This is a genomic window from Capnocytophaga felis (assembly GCF_009684755.1).
Classification (GTDB): Bacteria; Bacteroidota; Bacteroidia; order Flavobacteriales; family Flavobacteriaceae; genus Capnocytophaga; species Capnocytophaga felis.
Window position 1 is genome coordinate 76,963 of sequence record NZ_BLBC01000006.1, and the last position, 18,194, is coordinate 95,156.

Here is an 18,194-nt window from a genome sequence, read left to right on the forward strand (position 1 = left end):
AGATATTTTCATATGAAATTAACAGAAGAACAGTACAAGCAAAAGTATCCAGAAGATGATGCTTCACCTGGTTGGGATGCAATTGACCAGACTTTGGAAAAAGTATACGGAGACACAGAGCCCCGCCATTATGGAACTATTATCAAGTATATGTTGGGAGGGGAAGACCCGCTTGATGGTATTAGCATTTACGATAATGCTGAACAACAATTTCACCGACACATTATTTCTTACGGGATGAGCGAGCTTTATTACTCGCCTGAAAGCGTTGAAAATGAGTTTAGTGGTTGGGGATTTGAGTTCACGTTTCGTATCGTTCCTTTTGCTGGGGATAAAGATGCTGATAAAGCAAAAAATGAACCTTATTGGGCGATGAATCTGATGCAGAATTTGGCTAAGTACGTGTTCAACAGTAAAAAATGGTTTGAGGCGTATCATTTCATTCCTGCCAATGGTCCCATTCGTTTGGATTCCGATACGAAATTAGTGGGAATCGCGTTTGTACCTGACCCGCAATTGGGCGTGATTGACACACCACACGGGGAGGTATCGTTCCTGCAAATGGTCGGACTTACGCAAGAGGAGTTGGATTGGCTTTGGCAAGACCCTAAAACAGGTCGAGTAGAGGAGCTTATCAACCGAATGCGAGCCGACAACCCGCTACTTATTACCGATTTGGGAAGAATCCAATCCTATGTATAAGTAAGTACAACGTTCTGTTAGTTCATTGAAAAATACAAATTATGCCACGTCCACAATCAAAAGATGAATTGTTGTTTTTGGCAGAAGAAAACTACCAAAAACTCTGTTTGTTTATTGACGGATTATCTGAAAGCCAAAAGGAAATCGATTTCCCCGAAGGAACGCTTAACCGTAATGTGCGGGATGTTATTGGGCATCTGTACCACTGGCATTTGCTGTTTCTGACTTGGTATGAGGTAGGAATGCGAGGTGAGAAGCCAGCTATTCCCAAAGAAGGGTACACTTTCGCTGACACATCACGTCTGAATCGCGATATTTGGGAAGAGAGCCAAAGCGTACCGCTTGAAACGATGCAAATTCGATTTGAAAAATCACATCACGAGGTGTTTGCCATCATCGAAAAACACACTGATGTCGAGCTTTTTACTAGGAAAATGTATCGCTGGACAGGAAGCACCTCAATGGGTTCGTATTTGGTTTCGGCAACATCAAGTCATTATGATTGGGCGTTAAAGCTCCTGCGGAAAGTTTTTAAGAAAGGAAAGAAATAACTTTCTTCGGATTTTAAACTTTGGGGCGTTTAATATGCAGTGGCAATACATAATAAGTTCATAAACAGATTGGATTACGACAAAAGGCAAAAAGAAGTCTTTTTTATGAGATTTCCGTAAGAATTTTCCCCCAAATGGGTGATTTTTTAAGGAAATACGCTGTAAAAAAGAGCTGAAAAGGTTTTTTGAGTGGAAAAATACGGGAATTTTGAAATTCTTACTATTTTCTTGACAGGAGATGTATGGCGTTTCAGGATTCTGGGTAGTTTCCGAACAGAAAATGCTTGTCGTTTCAAAATTCTGAAGAGTTTTGAAGCGGAAAGGATATAGAATTTCGGAATTCTTGTCAGTTTCTTTGAGGAAACTGTTCAGTGTTTCGGAATTTTTTAAGGAAGACATCCCTCTAACCCCTTTAAAGGGGGAATTAGGAAGCGAAAACCTTTTGAGATTTAGCGTTTTTTGCAAAAAATAGGCTTCTGACAGCTTTCTCTTTGGGATTATGTAGCAAATTCGTTTTGAAATGTTACGTAACACAATCCTCCTTTGAAGGAGGTGTCCGAAGGACGGAGGATGTATAGAAAAACGAAAAATGCTTTTGTGGTATCTTATAATATGGGAAACAAAATTTTTGGACAATGATAAAGATTAACTTAGGAAAATTGCAAAACGCCGAGCATTTGGCATTGATGTCCGATGTGCTTGACTTGCTTACGCAGGCAAATTTGCAACCGCTTGGAGCTTTGAAAGAAGCATTGGCAGTGCAGGTAGCCCACGAGCGTGAGGCACAGAAGCAAATCCGCAAGAACCAGTACACGCAAGAGCTGGAAATGCTTGATGACAAACGCGACGCTCTTTATCGGGGGTTGGTACTTCGGGTGGAATCCGAAACCTATTCTCCTCTTGAAGAGACTCAAAAGGCGGCAGAAAAGGTGCAGATTGTGGTGGATACCTACGGGAACTTTACCAAATACAATTACCAAAAGGAAACCGCCGACATTCAGAATTTTGTGGCAGACTTGCGTTCGGAAAAATTCCTTACTGCGGTGCAGAAAATCGGCTTGGAGCAATGGGTAAGTTGGTTGGAAGCGGCAAACGAGGCGTTTCGTACCAAGCACAATCAGCGACGGGACGAATACGCAGAGCAACCTGCCTACAACTTGAAGGCAATCCGCAAGGAGGCTGACGAGTTGTTCTGCAAGGTGCAACAAACCGCTTCGGCATTGGCAATTTTGCAACCCGACGACACGCTCAAAACCTTTATGTCAAAACTCGACGCTTCGGTTACCAAATGGAAAGAAGTCATCGCTCAACGCAGTGGCAATAAAGGCGGTAAAAAAGAAGCTGAATAATTAGTCGTATCCGACAAACATTCGTTTAAAAGAAATTAAAAAAGTAAATAATCATTCTTATCAGTTAAGAAAATGAGTTTAAAAAGTAAATTACATACGTTAAAAGAAAAGTATAAAGGGACGAAGCTCGAAACGACCTTCAATGCGTTGCATACCTTCCTTTATATGCCTAATGAAACGACCCACGCAGGGACGCACATTAAGGCAGCCGATGACCTTAAACGTACGATGAACACCGTGATTATGGCACTTGTTCCGTGTCTTATCTTCGGGATTTTCAACGTGGGGTATCAGCATTATGTAGCCACGGGCGAGTTGTCTCACGCCGTAGGGCTACCTTTTTTTAGTCCCGAATTCTGGTCGTGGCAAAACTTCTCGTTTGGGGCAGTAAAAGTGCTTCCGCTCGTGGTGGTTTCCTACGCCGTTGGTTTGGGGATTGAGTTTATCTTCGCTACCCTTCGCGGACACGAAGTGGAGGAGGGCTACTTGGTAACGGGAATGCTCGTGCCACTTATCGTTCCTGTGGATTTGCCTCTTTGGATGCTTGCCGTAGCGGTGGCTTTCGGGGTAATTATCGGGAAAGAAGTTTTTGGCGGAACGGGAATGAATATCCTAAATCCTGCACTTACTATCCGTGCGTTTTTGTTCTTCGCGTATCCAACATCAATGAGTGGCGACAAAATTTGGGTGGAAGGTGCCACTGAAAGAGCAAGAGAAATCGCCTCGGGAGCGAACTTGGATGCTATTTCAGGGGAAACTATCCTTGGGCATTTGGCTCAACACCACAATATTGCGGATAAATATTCCGTTTCGGATATGTTCTTCGGCTTTACACCGGGGTCTATCGGAGAGACATCAACCGTGCTGATTATTTTAGCAGCTTTGTTCTTGATTTTCACTAAAATAGGAAGTTGGAGAATTATGCTCAGTATGGTACTTGGAGGTTTGGCAATGGGGTATATCTTCAATGCTTTTGCTCCGGCTATGGAAGGAACGAAGTTCTTCACTTTGTGGAACTTGCCTGCGTGGCAGCACTTGCTGATTGGGGGCTTTGCTTTCGGTACGGTGTTTATGGCTACCGATCCGGTTACGGCATCGCAAACCAACACGGGGAAATACATCTACGGATTCTTGGCAGGGTTTATCTCCATTATGATTCGTTGCTTCAATCCTGCTTATCCGGAAGGGGTAATGTTGGCGATTTTGTTGATGAACGTGTTTGCTCCGACCATTGACCATTACGTGGTACAGGCAAATGTGGCAAGAAGAAAGAAACGTTTAAAAGCTAAAACTGCATAGGTATGTCAAACAGAACTGAAAGTAATTCATATACAGTGATTTTTGCCATCATAATGGTAATTATCGTAGGAGCGTTGCTTGCGGGGGTTTCTTCGGCGTTGAGCGATAAAATCAGCGAGAACAAGAAATTCGAAAAGCAGCAGAACGTACTTTACGCAATGGGCGTAAACAGAAATCAGAATACCAACTTGGGCGAGGGCGACGTTACGTTCGTTCCCACTTCGGAGGTGAAAGCCGAGTTTGGGAAATACATCAAACAACAATTGGTAATTGACAACGGGCAGGCTTCGGAGCGTAACCTGATTGAAAATCCGCTGAAAAAAGGCGAAAAAGGCTTACCGCTTTTCGTAGGTGAGAAGAACGGAAAAACCTTTTACATCATTCCCGTTTTCGGAAAAGGACTTTGGGACGCCATTTGGGGATATGTAGCTGTGGATAAAAACTTAATCGTACAAGGCGTTTTCTTTGACCACAAGGGAGAAACTGCCGGATTGGGGTCGAACATCAAAGAGCGTTTCTTTATGGATGATTTCATCGGAGAGCATTTGTTGGACGCTTCGGGGCATTTTCAAAGTGTAGAAGGTTCAAAATCAAATGGCGACCCTGAAAACAAACGTAAAGAAGACGGAAAAGTAGATGCCATCGCAGGAGCCACCCTTACCGTAAACGGTGTAAATGAGATGGTGAAAACAGGCGTTGGTGCGTATGTTGATTATATTAAAAACTTAAAAAACTAATATTATGGGACTATCGAAAAAAGACGTAAAATTGGTTACCGACCCGCTATGGGATAACAACCCGATTACCGTGCAAGTGTTGGGGATTTGTTCGGCATTGGCTATCACGGCACAACTTAAAGCGGCTATCGTTATGGGATTGTCCGTAATATTTGTACTCAGTGTAGGAAACGTGGTAATTTCTTTAATCAGAAACGTTATTCCTGGGAAAATTCGTATTATCGTACAATTGTTGGTGGTTGCTGCATTGGTAATTATCGTTGACCAAGTGCTGAAAGCCTTTTCGTACGAACTCAGTAAGCAACTTTCGGTATTCGTGGGGCTTATCATTACCAACTGTATCATTATGGGGCGTTTTGAGGCATTCGCTTTGGGGAATACGCCTTGGAAATCCTTCTTGGACGGAATTGGAAACGCAGGCGGTTACGCCATCGCTTTGGTGATTGTGGCTTTCTTCCGTGAGTTGTTAGGTTCCGGAACGCTTTTCGGAATTCAAGTATTGGGCGACCCTATCAAGAAAACGGGCTTATATGCGTTGGGCTACGAAAACAACGGATTTATGTTGCTCGCTCCAATGGCACTTATTACTTACGGAATCGTAATCTGGATTCAGCGTACGCGTAACAAATCCCTCGTTGAGGAATAATTAACTAAATAAAGATTAGAAAATGGAATATATAGAACTGATTTTTAAATCGATATTCGTAGATAATATGGTGTTCGCTACCTTCTTGGGTATGTGTTCGTACCTTGCGGTATCCAAAAAGGTATCTACGGCGGTTGGTTTGGGTGCGGCAGTTATCTTCGTATTGGCGGTAACAGTGCCTATCAACTGGTTGCTTAACGAATATTTGCTCAAAGAAGGAGCGTTGGCGTGGTTGGGCGAAGAGTACGCAAGTTATGATTTGAGCTTTTTGACCTACATTTTGTTCATCGCTACGGTGGCAACAATGGTACAATTAGTAGAAATCATCGTTGAGAAATTTGCTCCTGCCTTGTACAACTCACTGGGGATTTTCTTACCGCTTATTGCCGTAAACTGTGCAATTTTAGGGGGGTCGCTTTTTATGCAATCTCGTGAAATTCCGTCTATCGGTTTGGCGGCTACTTACGGTTTGGCTTCGGGAATTGGTTGGTTTTTGGCGATTGTTGCCATTGCTGCCATTCGTGAGAAAATCCGTTACTCGAACGTACCGCCTGCTCTTCGCGGATTGGGAATCACATTCATCATCACGGGGCTTATGGCTATCGGCTTTATGAGTTTCGGAGGTATGCTTACCGGTGGCACTAAAAAAGCCGAAGAAGAGAAAACCCAAACGATGATGGAGCAAAAAGTTGATAAAACTGAAAAATTAGCCAATAACACAAAAGAAATTAAGTAATGGTATTGTCAAGTAGTATATTTGTAACGGTAGCAGTAACAGTAATCGCCTTGCTGGTGATAACCTTGCTGTTGGTGGCACTTTTGCTGGTTGTAAAGCAGAAGTTAGCTCCGTCAGGACCTGTAAAAATCAAGATTAACGGCGAGAAAGTGATTGAAGTTCCGTCAGGAGGCTCATTGCTTTCTACCTTAGGAAATCAGAAAATATTTTTGCCTTCGGCTTGTGGTGGCGGTGGGTCGTGTATCCAATGTGAGTGCCACGTGCTTTCGGGTGGAGGAGAGGCTCTTCCGACAGAAACACCTCACTTTACCAAAAAAGAATTGAAAGAAGGAGCTCGTTTGGCTTGCCAAGTGAAGGTAAAACAAGATATGGAAATTTCCATTCCTGAGGAAATTTTTGGTATCAAAAAATGGGAAGCTGTGGTGGTACGTAACTACAACGTGGCTTCTTTTATTAAAGAATTTGTGGTGGAAATTCCTGAGGATATGGATTATAAACCGGGAGGATATATTCAGATTGAAATTCCGCCGTGCGAAATCAAATATTCGGATATTGATATTACGGCACACCCTGCTGAACACCCTGGCGAGCCTGACAAATTCAAAATGGAGTGGGACAAATTCAACCTTTGGCCTTTGGTGATGAAAAACACTGAAAGCGTAGAGCGTGCCTACTCAATGGCTTCGTATCCTGCCGAAGGACGCGAAATTATGTTGAACGTTCGTATCGCTACGCCACCTTGGGACAGAGCTAAAAACGGTTGGATGAGCGTGAACCCTGGGGTAGCTTCTTCATACATTTTCTCTCGTAAAAAAGGCGATAAAGTCGTAATTTCAGGGCCTTATGGGGAGTTCTTCATCAACGAATCCAACGCCGAAATGTTGTATGTAGGTGGTGGAGCAGGTATGGCACCAATGCGTTCGCACTTGTATCACCTATTTAAAACATTGAAAACAGGACGTAAGGTAACGTATTGGTACGGAGGACGTTCTAAACGAGAATTGTTCTACTTGGAGCATTTCTGGGAATTAGAGCGTGAGTTTCCGAACTTTAAGTTTTTCATCGTGTTGTCTGAGCCGCTTCCCGAAGATAATTGGAAGGTGAAAAAAGACATTCACGATACGGAAGGCGACGGATTTACAGGATTTGTTCACAATGCTGTAATTGAGCAGTATTTGAGCAAACACGACGCTCCGGAAGACATCGAATTATATTTCTGCGGACCTCCGATGATGAACAAAGCGGTTCAGAAAATGGGACAAGACTTCGGTCTGCCTGATGAAAATATCCGCTTCGACGACTTTGGTGGCTAATAAAAGCCGAAAGTGGTTAGATATTATAATATAAAAATCCTTTCCCAAATTTAGGGAAGGGATTTTTGTATTTTAAGTACTATATTCGTAGGTCTTTTATGTACTAAAAACATAAAAGCAAGGTCAACTGAAACTTTATTTTTTTATCTTTGTTGATTATCATAATAATTTTTGTCAATCTATAAATACTTTATATCTTCGCATCGTTTCGGTGAGGGATTTGTATTTTCGTTAAAAAAATAATCGAAAGAACACGAATTTTAAAAATAGAGAAAAATGTATTCAACAACTAAGGCAATTGTGATTTCAGCTTTGAAATATGGAGATAACAGCTTGATAGTTAAATGTTTTACTGGAAATTTTGGAGTTCGTTCGTATTTGCTTCAAGGAGTTTTATCCTCAAAAAAAACAACATTAAAGCCAGCTCTTTTTCAACCCTTTATGCAATTGGAGTTGGTGGCAAGTAACAGAAATACAAGTACTTTGGAACGCATCAAAGAAGCAAAAGTAACTAAAGTTTATCAGTCTATACACACAGATGTTTACAAAAGTTCTGTTGTGATGTTTTTAGCCGAAATCTGCTCTTTTGCTTGTACTAATGAGTATGCAGAGCCTGATTTGTATCAATTTTTAGAAGAAAAACTATCTTTTTTTGACAAAAATAACTTTTTACCTAACTTTCATTTGAAATTTTTGATGGATTTAACCCGATTTTTAGGATTTTATCCTGATATTTCCAATGAGGATAATTCTTTCTTTAGTTTGGAGGAAGGAATTTTTAGTCATTCTGATGAAACAAAACATTCAATTTCGGGCAAGGAGCTTATTTTTTTCAAAAATATTATTTCTTGTGAATATTCTGATTTATATGAAATTAAATCTTCAAAAAATGAAAGAAATATTCTTTTAAATCATCTTTTAAAATATTATCAGTGGCATTTTCCCGGTTTTAGAAAGCCAAAATCTTTGGAAGTTTTACAAGTTTTATTTTGATTTGGATTTTTTCAAAAAGAATCTTTTTTAATAAGCAGATTTAAAAAGTTTAATACTAAAAATAAATTAAAATTTTATATAGTTCATTTTTTAATCTTAACTTTGCCAATTGAGAGGTGAATTTTTGAAATATTGAATTTTTCAGCTTTATATTTTAAGTTTTTAAATGTTAATTCGAATATGAATATATTAATCAAATCTGCAAGAATTTTAGATAAACTAAGTACTTTTCACAAAACTACTAAAGATATTTTAATTTCTGACGGAATTATTACAAAAATTTCGGATGTTATTACAACTGAAAATGTAGATAAAATCATTGAGAATGTGTACGTTTCACAGGGTTGGACGGATAGTAGTGTTTGTTTTGGTGAGCCGGGATTTGAAGAACGAGAGACTCTGAAAAATGGAATGATAACAGCTGAAAAAAGTGGGTTTACACACGTACTTGTTAATCCATTAACGAATCCTGTGACAGACACAAAGGCTTCCGTATTATACATCAAAAACCAAACGAAAAATTTTGCAGCAACAGCATATCCTATCGGAGCTTTAACGGAGCAGAGTAAAGGAGAAGCTTTGGCTGAATTATTCGATATGAAAAGTGGTGGAGCAGTCGCTTTTGGGGATTATAAAAAAGCAATAGGAAACAATAATTTATTGAAAATAGCGTTGCAATATGTGCAAAATTTTGGAGGAATCGTAATTTCTTTTCCCAATGATTCAAAAATAATGGGAAAAGGAGTTGTTAATGAGCATATTTCTGCAACCCGATTAGGGTTAAAAGGAATTCCCGCTTTAGCCGAAGAACTTTGCATAGCTCGTGATTTAGCGGTGTTGGAATATACAGGCGGCAAATTGCATATTCCTACTATTTCAACAGCAAAATCTGTGGAATTGATTCGTGAGGCTAAGAACAAAGGACTTGATGTAACGTGCAGTGTTGCAGTTCATAACATTCATTTCACTGATGAAGTTTTAGATGGATTTGACACTAATTTTAAAGTATTACCGCCATTACGGGATAAAGAAAATGTTGATGCTTTACGTAAAGCTTTAAAAGAAGGAATAATTGATTTTGTAACTTCTGACCACAATCCGTTAGATATTGAATTGAAATTCAAGGAGTTTGATTATGCGTCATTTGGTACCATTGGTCTGGAAAGTGTTTTTGGTATTGTAAATCAGTATGTTGATTTGGAAACAACGGTAGAGTTACTGACTTCTGCTCGTGGGCGATTTGGAATAAAAACAGAACCGATATCAGAAAACATTCAGGCAGATTTAACGTTGTTTACTCCGGAAGGAAGTTACGTGTTTGAAAAAGAAAACATAGTATCAGCTTCAAAAAATTCGGCTTTTCTTGGAGAAACTTTGAAAGGGAAAGTTATTGGTATTATAGCTAATAATCAGTTTGTTATGAACGATTAGTTTTTCAGAATATGAATTTATAAATCATTGTAAAATTGATAAATCCCGATTGTAAAAAAACAATCTTTATAAGTCAATAGAAGTAATAAAATAGAAAACAAAAAATATGGAAACAAACAATTTTTTGCCTTTAAGGTATGTAATGCGTGAGCCTTTGGTGAAAGTCAAGCGTTCACCGGTTATTTTTATGCTTCACGGTTATGGAAGCAATGAAGAAGATTTATTTTCCTTTGCGGGAGAATTACCAAAAGAATATACAATCATCTCATTAAGAGCTCCGTATAGGCTTCCTGATTTTGGATATGCTTGGTATTCAATTAATTTTGATGAGGAACAAGGGAAATGGAGTGATAACGAACAAGCAATAAAATCACGTGATTTGGTGGTAGATTTCATTGACGAAGCGTGTAAGTTGTTTAATTTGGATACAAAAAATATCACTTTATTGGGGTTCAGTCAGGGAAGTATTTTGAGTATGTCAATTGCAATTTCATATCCACGTAAAATACGGAATGTTATAGCGTTAAGTGGATATCTGAATACAGAAATTTTGAAAGAAGGTTACAATAATGAGAACCATTCTGCATTACATTTTTATGTTTCACACGGTACGAGTGACCAAATAATCCCAATAGAATGGGCGAGAAAAACTCCGGAATTTTTAGAGAATTTGGGAATTGAGTATGTGTATGAGGAATTTCCTGTTGGGCACGGAGTGTCTCCCCAAAATTTCTACTCTTTCCGAAATTGGCTTTCAAATAATTAAGAAACATAAATATTTAGTGCTACGTTGAAAATTTTGATAAAAAATTTCAAATAAAATCCTTAAAAAATTATGCGAGGTGTAATAAAATCAAAATACGATATTTTAAAACAACAGGCGTACGTTATCATTTATGGTACAAATACGCCTTTGGGAAAGCTTTTTGATATTGTTCTGCTGATACTTATTTTCCTCAGTGTAATTATGGTAATGCTTGAAACTGTGAAAGATATTGACCATCAAGCTCACGGGATTTTAGTGTTTTTAGAATGGTTTATTACAATTTTCTTCACGATTGAATATGTTTTGAGAATTATTTCCAACAGAAAGCCGTTACAGTATATATTTAGTTTTTACGGAATAATTGACTTGATTTCTATTTTGCCGATGTATTTATCGTTTTTTATTCCCGGTTCAAAGGCTTTGTCGGTAGTTCGGGCTTTGCGTTTACTACGTGTTTTTCGTATTTTGGAACTCGCAAACTTTATGAATCAGGGAGAAGAATTAAAGATGGCACTGCGAACCAGCCGAACCAAAATATTGGTTTTTATTTATTTTGTTTTGGTAATTTGTATTTTGTTAGGCTCTTTGATGTATGTTATTGAAGGTGAAGAAAGTGGATTTACCAGTATTCCTCGTAGTATCTATTGGTGTATAGTTACCTTAACTACAGTGGGTTACGGAGATATTGCTCCAGCAACAACACTCGGGCAAATGGTGGCTTCGTTTGTAATGGTTTTGGGATACGGTATCATTGCTGTTCCAACAGGAATTGTCACAGCCGAGTATTCACGAACAAAAAGAAGAACTTTTGATGTTAAGGAAAATAGTGAATATCAGAAAGAACAGGATACAAATGCGGTTATTTGTCCGAATTGTAGAAACAAAAATCATCAGGAGGGAGCTAAATTTTGTTGCAAATGTGGAGTTTTATTAGGAAGAGAAAAAGATGATAGATGAACGTAATAATTTGTTAATAACTGTTGTAGGTCCTACTGCTATTGGGAAAACTCGCTTGGCAATAGAATTGGCAAAACAATTTGATACAGAAATTATTTCCTGTGATTCTCGTCAATTTTTCAAAGAAATGCGAATTGGGACTGCAGTGCCGGAACCATTCGAGTTGGAAACGGTAAAACATCATTTCATTCAACATAAAAGTATTTTTGATTCTTATTCCGTTGGAGATTTTGAACGTGATGCAGTCAAGCTTCTTGAAGAACTTTTTAAGGATAGAAAAGCCGTAGTAATGGTAGGAGGGAGCGGGCTTTATGCTGACGCAGTTATAAAAGGACTTGATGAATTTCCTGAAGTTCCGGAGGAAGTACGTGAAGAATTAAATCGAAAATATCTTCAAAACGGAATTGAATATTTACAAGAAGAGTTAAAAAAATTAGATTTTGTACAATATTCCCGAATGGACATACAAAATCCGCAACGGTTAATTCGGGCTTTGGAAGTGTGTTTGGCAAGCGGACAACCATATTCTTCTTTTTTAAATAGAAAAGATACTAAAAGAAATTTTTCTCATATAGAAATTGGGCTTACTGCTGATAGAGAGATTGTTTACCAGCGGATTAATCAACGCGTAGAACAAATGCTTGAACAAGGATTGCTCCGCGAGGTTCAAGAATTAATTCCTTATAAAAAATTAAATGCCTTACAAACAGTAGGTTACAAGGAGTTGTTTCAATTCTTTGAAGGACAATATTCGTTGGATTTTGCAATAGAGGAAATCAAAAAAAATACTCGGCGTTTTGCCAAGCGGCAATATACTTGGTTTGGTAAAAATGAAAATATTAAATGGTTTGATTATCAGTGTGATATATTTGATGTCTTAAAACAAATCAACTTTAATGAAATCAATTAAAATCTTTTCACAATAAAGATTAAAATTAATATTTTTAATTATTTATCTTTGAAAATTATTAAAGTTTTATTAAAAATTGAAATTTTGTTTTTTTGTATCTGTTTTCTAATTACATTTGCCCCAGAGATTAAACTAAAATAATTTTTAAAACAAAAAATCAAGTAGTTATGGGATTTTTAAAAGAATTTAAAGAGTTTGCCGTAAAAGGAAACGTAATTGATTTGGCTGTCGGTGTTATCATCGGAGGTGCTTTTGGTTCAATTGTTAACTCAATGGTATCGGATGTGATTACACCATTGTTATTGACTCCGGCTTTGGAAGCAGCAGGAGCAAACAGATTAGAGGAACTTGTTTGGAACGGAGTATCGTATGGTAAGTTTTTAGCGGCTGTTATTAACTTCATTTTCATTGCTTTCATATTGTTTGTAATGATTAAAGGAATCAATTCAATGAAGAAAAAAGAAGAGAAAGCTCCGGCACCTCCGGCAGGACCAACACAAGAGGAATTACTTGCAGAAATCAGAGATTTATTGAAAAAACAATAAAACATAGTACGAAAAAACGTATAGTTTTTTGTAACGTATAACATATTTTGTTAAGGCTATCTTTGTTAAGATAGCCTTATTTTTTGTCTTTTTGCTTTTATTGTTTTACCTTTGTTGCATATTGCTAATTTGTTTAATATGGCATACATAGATTATTACAAAACGTTGGGGGTTGAAAAAACAGCAACTTCGGAAGAAATAAAAAAAGCATATAGAAAGTTGGCTCGGAAGTATCATCCGGATATGAATCCCGGAGATAAAATTTCGGAACAAAAGTTCAAAGAAATCAATGAAGCTAACGAGGTGCTCAGTGATCCGGAAAACCGAGCGAAGTACGATAAATACGGAGAAAATTGGAAACACGGGGAAGAGTATGAAAAAGCACAGCGTCAATATTCAAGAAGTAATTTTGATGAAGCAAATTATGAGGGTTCGGCGGATTATTCCGAGTTTTTCAGAGATATGTTCGGTGGAGCAGGTTTTGGAGGAAGTGCTTACAGTCGTGCCTCAGGTAAATTTAAAGGGCAGGATATTTATGCCGAAGCATCGCTTTCTTTTAGGGAAGCAGCCCAAAAACAACAAAAAATGTTTTCCATTAACGGAAGAAACATTCGCATTACTGTACCAGCTGGAGTTTATGATGGTCAACAAATAAAACTGAAAGGTTACGGAGGTAAAGGATACAACGGAGGACCGAGTGGGGATTTGTACATAACCTTCAATATTCAGCCTGATACACAATTTGAACGAGTAGGTAATGATTTGAAAACCAGAGTTCTGATTGATTTGTACACAGCAATATTGGGTGGAGAAATTCAGGTAGAAACTTTGGAAGGAAAAGTGAAACTAAAGGTACAGCCTGAAACTCAGAATGGTACGGTAGTACGTTTGAAAGGGAAAGGTTTTCCTGTGTATAAGAAGGAAGGAGAATTTGGAGATTTATTTATCACGTATGAAGTTCAGCTTCCTAAGGACTTGACAGACAAGCAAAAAGACTTATTTGAACAACTTAAAAATTCATAGATTATGGAAGGAAGAATTTCAAGAGAGGAAATTATCAGGATATACAACATTGAAATTGCTTTTTTCAATGAGTTGGAGGCTTGTGGGTTGATTCAAACTGAAGTTGTTGATGAAACTATTTATCTTAATTATAGTCAATTATCTAATTTTGAGAAGTTTATAAATTGGCATTATGATTTGGAAGTAAATATGCCAGGGTTGGAGATTATTCACCACTTGTTAAATCAAATTCAATCATTACAAGAAGAAAATAGGAAATTATTGAGTAAATAAGAAAATTATTACCTTTAACAAAATTTAATTTTATGGAGAAAAAGCAAATCATTCAAAAAAGCTTACTAAATAGCATATCATACACAACCTACAGAAATCTTATTGATAAAATGGTTGAGGAGGGAAGAACGAGTGGTCCGGAGCAAACTCAAGACCTCATTGATTACACGGCACTTAATGAGAAGCGTTACAAGAGATTGGATAAAACCATAAAAATTTCGGAAGAAAAGGCAGAGTTTTTTAAAAATTATTCAAAAAGTGTTACTTTTCTTGTCATCACAGAAACTTGGTGTGGAGATGCTGCTCAAATAGTTCCTGTTATTAACAAAATAGCAGAATTAAATCCTAAGATTACTTTAAAATTAGTGTTTAGAGATGAAAATGAAGAGCTTATGAATTTGTTTCTAACCAATGGAGGGAAAGCAATCCCGATTGTTGTAATTTTGGATTTGAAAGATAACGTGTTGGCATCGTGGGGTTCTCGTCCGTCAGTCGCCACCAAAATGGTTGAAGATTACAAGGCTCAGCACGGAAAATTATCTGCGGAATTCAAAGAAGAATTACAGAAATGGTACAACCAAGATAAAGGAAACAACATAGTTGATGATTTTATCAAAATATTAAGCGAGAAATAAATTTTTCTCAGAAATTATTTAGAATTGATGATTAACTCGGCGGTACGGTCACTGGCACCTGAACCTCCGAGTTTTTTTCGTAATTCGCTATAATCTTTGAGTATTTTCTCTCTGTGATTGTTATCCAAAATTTTGTCCAATTCAGTTTTTAAATTGGTTTTATTGAATTCATTTTGAATTAGTTCTGTAACAACAGGTTTATCCATTATCAGATTTACTAATGAAATGTATTTCAGATTGATAATGCGTTTGGCAATTTGATACGATAACCAATTTCCTTTATAGCAAACCACTTCGGGAACGTTGAACAGAGCGGTTTCGAGTGTAGCCGTTCCGCTGGTAACTATTGCAGCAGTTGATATGGATAGTAAATCATATGTTTTTCCACTTACAAAATGAATATTTTCCGTATTGATGAATTGCCGGTAAAACGAAAATTCTTGTGAGGGTGCTCCTGCTATTACAAATTGATAATCACGATAACCTTCTGTAATAGAAGTCATAATAGCAAGTATTTTGGCAATTTCTTGTTTTCTACTTCCCGGCAAAAGAGCAATGATGGGACGACTATCCAATCCATTTTCTTTTTTGAAGGTAATTTCATCTGTTTTCTGGTATTGTGTGATGGCATCAAGTAAGGGATGACCTACAAAATGTACAGGAAATTGATGTTTTTTTTCGTAAAAATCTTTTTCAAAAGGCAAAATAACGTACATATTGTCAATATCACGTTTTATGTCTTTAATACGATTTTCTTTCCAAGCCCAAATTTGTGGAGATATGTAGTAATTTGTTTGAATTTTTTGTTGTTTAGCCCATTTTGCAATTCGCATATTAAAGCCAGGATAATCAATAAAAATCAATTTATCAGGTTGATAATTTTCGATGTCTTTCTTGCAAAAATGAATATTACGTAGAATAGTTTTCAGGTTTGTGATAACTTCCCAAAAACCCATAAAAGCCAAATCACGATAATGCTTAACAATCGTTCCTCCAACTTGTTGCATTCTATCTCCGCCCCAGAAACGAAATTCTGCTTTTGAGTCTTTTTTTACAATGGATTTCATCAAATTGGCTCCGTGTAAATCGCCAGAGGCTTCGCCTGCAATAATGTAATATTTCATTTGTTTTATGAAAAGTTTATTTTTTCTTTTTCAATTTGTAAAATAAACGAGTAATTCGCTCAAATTGGAAAATGGGTTTGTCTGTTGCTACACGTGAAGTTAGGTAAAATCCTAAAGGTAAGAGAATTAAAGTGGAAATCCACGGAGCAAATATAGGGCTTATCGAGTTGTTTTCTGCAATATTTTTAATAAACAAACCAATAAAGTAGTATGACAGAAAAAGAAACATAGCCACAACCAAAGGCAAACCAATTCCTCCTTTGCGAATTAACGCACCCAAAGGAGCTGCCACGAAAAATAGCACAAAACAAGCCACAGTTAGGGCGAATTTGTCATTAAAGTTAATGATGTGCAGGTTCATCAGTTTGTAACGATATTCTACTTCATCTTGTCGGAATTTAAGATTGTCAAACTGACTTTTATTATTACTGACGGCAACATCCCAAATTTGGATTTTTTTATATTCATCAAGAAGATTGGTCAAATCATCGATTGATTTTACTTTAAATTTTTCTTTTTTTTCAGGTTCAGAATCTTTAGCTTCTTTTGTGTTATTCAGATTTAGAATTCCTGTACGGCGGAACATACTATTTCCTTGGTCAGTCAAATTTTGTTTGAAATCTGTTTTTAACGAATCAATAGCGTAACTTAACTGACCTACATTCATCATTTTATAGGTCGTTACATCTGATTTTTCATTAAAATCTACATTATTCAAATGTGAAAGGTCGAGATTGATAATGTACTTTTTGAAATGAACCTTAGCAAAAGGAAATCTTTCTTGTTGGGAGTAACTCCTTGTCTTAATATCCTCATAATAAGTGCCATCTTCCAGAATTAATTGAAGAAAATCATTGTTCTTTCCACTTTTTAATTCTCCTCGTTCGGCATTGATAACCACTCTGTTTACTTTGTCAGGCGATTTTTTATGAATGATTACTTTTTCCAGAAATTCGCCATTTTCTCCGTGTTTGTTACTGACTTTGATGCTTATATCATCACCGATATTGGAAAAAATTCCTTCAGGAATAGCCATAGAAGGTTTAACTTTTGCAATGTTTCTTCGCAAATCATAAACTTCCCGATAAGCCACAGGAATAACATTGTTTACGAGGAAAAAAGTAATGCCGCTTAAAATTGCCATCAGAACGATTAACGGACGCATTATTCGCATTAAGGAAATTCCTGAGGCTTTCATTGCAGCAAATTCATAATGTTCGGCAAAAGAACCAAAAGTCATTATTGAGGAAACAACTACAGCCAAAGGCAAAATAATAGGAATTAATTGCGGAATGAAAAACAATATAAATTTCCCGATTACCCATAATTCCAATCCACGTCCGGCAAGTTCATCGATGTATGTCCAAATAATTTGGAAAATAAAAATAAGGATTAAAATGGAAAGAGTTCCTAAAAAATTTTTTAGGAACTGTATCAGTATATATCTATCTAAAATTTTCAAGGTTTGTATTTTACAATTCTCAAATTTGATACTTTTTAATGCTTGCAAGAAATCTTAAAACGAGTTAAGCTTCAAAAAACTAAGAAATTCTATAATTCTGAAATATAATAGCCTTCTTTTTTGTACTTTTCTTTGTCAAATTTGAAAAGATTAGCAGGAATAGGCTGATTTGTTTTAAAACTTGTTACGGTAATCGTGGTTTTTGTGCCGTTTTTTCCTATTTCAATGAGATTATAGATGTGTTTTGTTTGTACATCAATTCCTAATAAGATTTGTTTCACATCAGAATTTGCTTTCTGTGGTTTTAATTCGATATATTGAATTTTTCTTCCGCGTACATTTTGCTCAATATCCCATTTGTAGTTATAACCTTTTCTGTAGAAAGTTAGCATCTTTGACGGAGTAATAGCTGCATCATCTTCGTTAGATGTAGTTTCAATTACAACCTCTTCATTTTCAGGTACTATTGTGTATGTTTTATTTCCGTCGTATATTCTGGTAGACCCCAAATAGTTTAAAACATATTTGTTTTTGGCTAAAGTAACATTTCCTTTGGTTTCCTGACTGATGTTCTCAGCCATATTATCCAGATTGTATTTAAAATCAATGTAAATGTTGTCGTAACTTGTGATTTTGTTATAAACTTCATCTAACATTTTTTTTGCTCTATCACTATTTTGTCCGTTTACAAAAAATCCACACAAAGCGATAAATCCTAAAAATATTTTTTTCATTTTAATTT

The 18,194-nt window shown here is 36.8% G+C and carries 20 protein-coding genes; 17 read left to right on the forward strand and 3 right to left on the reverse strand.

Translation table 11 applies throughout. The annotated features are described in order from the left end of the window. Positions 1-12 precede the first annotated feature (12 nt). The 17 genes from GN105_RS05375 to GN105_RS05455 all read left to right on the forward strand — a co-directional run bounded on the left by GN105_RS05375 (position 13) and on the right by GN105_RS05455 (position 14,866). Positions 13-702, forward strand: coding sequence for a suppressor of fused domain protein (locus GN105_RS05375; RefSeq protein ID WP_155284409.1), 690 nt, complete (start codon positions 13-15; stop codon positions 700-702). 41 nt (positions 703-743) lie between these two features. Then, positions 744-1,253 carry a ClbS/DfsB family four-helix bundle protein gene (locus GN105_RS05380; RefSeq protein WP_155284410.1) on the forward strand — a complete coding sequence of 170 codons (510 nt, stop codon included), beginning with the start codon at positions 744-746 and terminating at the stop codon, positions 1,251-1,253. Positions 1,254-1,888: 635 nt separating this feature from the next. Next, the gene (locus GN105_RS05385; RefSeq protein ID WP_155284411.1) at positions 1,889-2,602 is read left to right on the forward strand and encodes a DUF6261 family protein; all 714 of its coding nucleotides are present in this window, start codon (positions 1,889-1,891) and stop codon (positions 2,600-2,602) included. A 72-nt stretch (positions 2,603-2,674) separates the two neighbouring features. Then, positions 2,675-3,901, forward strand: coding sequence for an NADH:ubiquinone reductase (Na(+)-transporting) subunit B (locus GN105_RS05390; RefSeq protein ID WP_155284412.1), 1,227 nt, complete (start codon positions 2,675-2,677; stop codon positions 3,899-3,901). A gap of 2 nt (positions 3,902-3,903) precedes the next feature. Next, positions 3,904-4,638, forward strand: coding sequence for a Na(+)-translocating NADH-quinone reductase subunit C (locus GN105_RS05395; RefSeq protein WP_155284413.1), 735 nt, complete (start codon positions 3,904-3,906; stop codon positions 4,636-4,638). A 4-nt stretch (positions 4,639-4,642) separates the two neighbouring features. Further along, a complete protein-coding gene (locus GN105_RS05400) occupies positions 4,643-5,284 on the forward strand; it encodes an NADH:ubiquinone reductase (Na(+)-transporting) subunit D (RefSeq protein ID WP_155284414.1) in 642 nt (213 codons plus the stop codon). A 22-nt stretch (positions 5,285-5,306) separates the two neighbouring features. After that, positions 5,307-6,020 (forward strand): NADH:ubiquinone reductase (Na(+)-transporting) subunit E, encoded by a 714-nt coding sequence (gene nqrE / locus GN105_RS05405; RefSeq protein ID WP_155284415.1) that lies wholly within the window; start codon positions 5,307-5,309, stop codon positions 6,018-6,020. Next, positions 6,020-7,333 (forward strand): NADH:ubiquinone reductase (Na(+)-transporting) subunit F, encoded by a 1,314-nt coding sequence (gene nqrF, locus GN105_RS05410; protein WP_155284416.1) that lies wholly within the window; start codon positions 6,020-6,022, stop codon positions 7,331-7,333. The genes nqrE and nqrF overlap by 1 nt, the downstream gene beginning before the upstream one ends. A gap of 276 nt (positions 7,334-7,609) precedes the next feature. Beyond that, positions 7,610-8,326: a DNA repair protein RecO gene (recO, locus tag GN105_RS05415; RefSeq protein ID WP_155284417.1), complete on the forward strand. Its 717-nt coding sequence runs from the start codon at positions 7,610-7,612 to the stop codon at positions 8,324-8,326. Between the two features lie 180 nt (positions 8,327-8,506). Further along, positions 8,507-9,757: a dihydroorotase gene (locus GN105_RS05420; RefSeq protein WP_155284418.1), complete on the forward strand. Its 1,251-nt coding sequence runs from the start codon at positions 8,507-8,509 to the stop codon at positions 9,755-9,757. Between the two features lie 106 nt (positions 9,758-9,863). Next, the gene (locus tag GN105_RS05425) at positions 9,864-10,523 is read left to right on the forward strand and encodes an alpha/beta hydrolase (protein ID WP_155284419.1); all 660 of its coding nucleotides are present in this window, start codon (positions 9,864-9,866) and stop codon (positions 10,521-10,523) included. A gap of 69 nt (positions 10,524-10,592) precedes the next feature. Further along, positions 10,593-11,480, forward strand: coding sequence for an ion transporter (locus tag GN105_RS05430; protein WP_155284420.1), 888 nt, complete (start codon positions 10,593-10,595; stop codon positions 11,478-11,480). Further along, positions 11,470-12,390: a tRNA (adenosine(37)-N6)-dimethylallyltransferase MiaA gene (gene miaA / locus GN105_RS05435; protein ID WP_155284421.1), complete on the forward strand. Its 921-nt coding sequence runs from the start codon at positions 11,470-11,472 to the stop codon at positions 12,388-12,390. The genes GN105_RS05430 and miaA overlap by 11 nt, the downstream gene beginning before the upstream one ends. 167 nt (positions 12,391-12,557) lie before the next feature. After that, the gene (gene mscL, locus GN105_RS05440) at positions 12,558-12,935 is read left to right on the forward strand and encodes a large conductance mechanosensitive channel protein MscL (protein ID WP_155284422.1); all 378 of its coding nucleotides are present in this window, start codon (positions 12,558-12,560) and stop codon (positions 12,933-12,935) included. Positions 12,936-13,073: 138 nt separating this feature from the next. Beyond that, on the forward strand, positions 13,074-13,958 hold the full coding sequence (locus tag GN105_RS05445) for a DnaJ C-terminal domain-containing protein (RefSeq protein WP_155284423.1): 885 nt from the start codon (positions 13,074-13,076) through the stop codon (positions 13,956-13,958). Positions 13,959-13,961: 3 nt separating this feature from the next. Beyond that, entirely contained in the window at positions 13,962-14,231 is a 270-nt protein-coding gene (locus GN105_RS05450) for a chaperone modulator CbpM (protein ID WP_155284424.1), read from the forward strand. A 32-nt stretch (positions 14,232-14,263) separates the two neighbouring features. Beyond that, positions 14,264-14,866 (forward strand): thioredoxin family protein, encoded by a 603-nt coding sequence (locus GN105_RS05455; protein WP_155284425.1) that lies wholly within the window; start codon positions 14,264-14,266, stop codon positions 14,864-14,866. A 14-nt stretch (positions 14,867-14,880) separates the two neighbouring features. Here GN105_RS05455 and lpxB read toward each other — a convergent pair whose 3' ends face one another. The 3 genes from lpxB to lolA1 all read right to left on the reverse strand — a co-directional run bounded on the left by lpxB (position 14,881) and on the right by lolA1 (position 18,186). After that, positions 14,881-15,990, reverse strand: coding sequence for a lipid-A-disaccharide synthase (gene lpxB, locus GN105_RS05460; protein ID WP_155284426.1), 1,110 nt, complete (start codon positions 15,988-15,990; stop codon positions 14,881-14,883). Positions 15,991-16,006: 16 nt separating this feature from the next. Continuing rightward, a complete protein-coding gene (locus tag GN105_RS05465; protein WP_155284427.1) occupies positions 16,007-17,452 on the reverse strand; it encodes an LptF/LptG family permease in 1,446 nt (481 codons plus the stop codon). A gap of 89 nt (positions 17,453-17,541) precedes the next feature. Next, a complete protein-coding gene (gene lolA1 / locus GN105_RS05470; protein WP_155284428.1) occupies positions 17,542-18,186 on the reverse strand; it encodes an outer membrane lipoprotein periplasmic chaperone LolA1 in 645 nt (214 codons plus the stop codon). Between the last annotated feature and the right edge of the window lie 8 nt (positions 18,187-18,194).

Coding starts and splice junctions, on each gene's coding strand:
- recO (WP_155284417.1), top strand. CDS start 7,610: ATGTATTCAACAACTAAGGCAATTGTGATTTCAGCTTTGAAATATGGA.
- lpxB (WP_155284426.1), bottom strand. CDS start 15,990: ATGAAATATTACATTATTGCAGGCGAAGCCTCTGGCGATTTACACGGA.
- GN105_RS05455 (WP_155284425.1), top strand. CDS start 14,264: ATGGAGAAAAAGCAAATCATTCAAAAAAGCTTACTAAATAGCATATCA.
- GN105_RS05430 (WP_155284420.1), top strand. CDS start 10,593: ATGCGAGGTGTAATAAAATCAAAATACGATATTTTAAAACAACAGGCG.
- GN105_RS05385 (WP_155284411.1), top strand. CDS start 1,889: ATGATAAAGATTAACTTAGGAAAATTGCAAAACGCCGAGCATTTGGCA.
- GN105_RS05380 (WP_155284410.1), top strand. CDS start 744: ATGCCACGTCCACAATCAAAAGATGAATTGTTGTTTTTGGCAGAAGAA.
- GN105_RS05450 (WP_155284424.1), top strand. CDS start 13,962: ATGGAAGGAAGAATTTCAAGAGAGGAAATTATCAGGATATACAACATT.
- GN105_RS05375 (WP_155284409.1), top strand. CDS start 13: ATGAAATTAACAGAAGAACAGTACAAGCAAAAGTATCCAGAAGATGAT.
- GN105_RS05420 (WP_155284418.1), top strand. CDS start 8,507: ATGAATATATTAATCAAATCTGCAAGAATTTTAGATAAACTAAGTACT.
- miaA (WP_155284421.1), top strand. CDS start 11,470: ATGATAGATGAACGTAATAATTTGTTAATAACTGTTGTAGGTCCTACT.
- GN105_RS05400 (WP_155284414.1), top strand. CDS start 4,643: ATGGGACTATCGAAAAAAGACGTAAAATTGGTTACCGACCCGCTATGG.
- nqrF (WP_155284416.1), top strand. CDS start 6,020: ATGGTATTGTCAAGTAGTATATTTGTAACGGTAGCAGTAACAGTAATC.
- GN105_RS05395 (WP_155284413.1), top strand. CDS start 3,904: ATGTCAAACAGAACTGAAAGTAATTCATATACAGTGATTTTTGCCATC.
- GN105_RS05425 (WP_155284419.1), top strand. CDS start 9,864: ATGGAAACAAACAATTTTTTGCCTTTAAGGTATGTAATGCGTGAGCCT.
- lolA1 (WP_155284428.1), bottom strand. CDS start 18,186: ATGAAAAAAATATTTTTAGGATTTATCGCTTTGTGTGGATTTTTTGTA.
- nqrE (WP_155284415.1), top strand. CDS start 5,307: ATGGAATATATAGAACTGATTTTTAAATCGATATTCGTAGATAATATG.
- GN105_RS05390 (WP_155284412.1), top strand. CDS start 2,675: ATGAGTTTAAAAAGTAAATTACATACGTTAAAAGAAAAGTATAAAGGG.
- GN105_RS05445 (WP_155284423.1), top strand. CDS start 13,074: ATGGCATACATAGATTATTACAAAACGTTGGGGGTTGAAAAAACAGCA.
- mscL (WP_155284422.1), top strand. CDS start 12,558: ATGGGATTTTTAAAAGAATTTAAAGAGTTTGCCGTAAAAGGAAACGTA.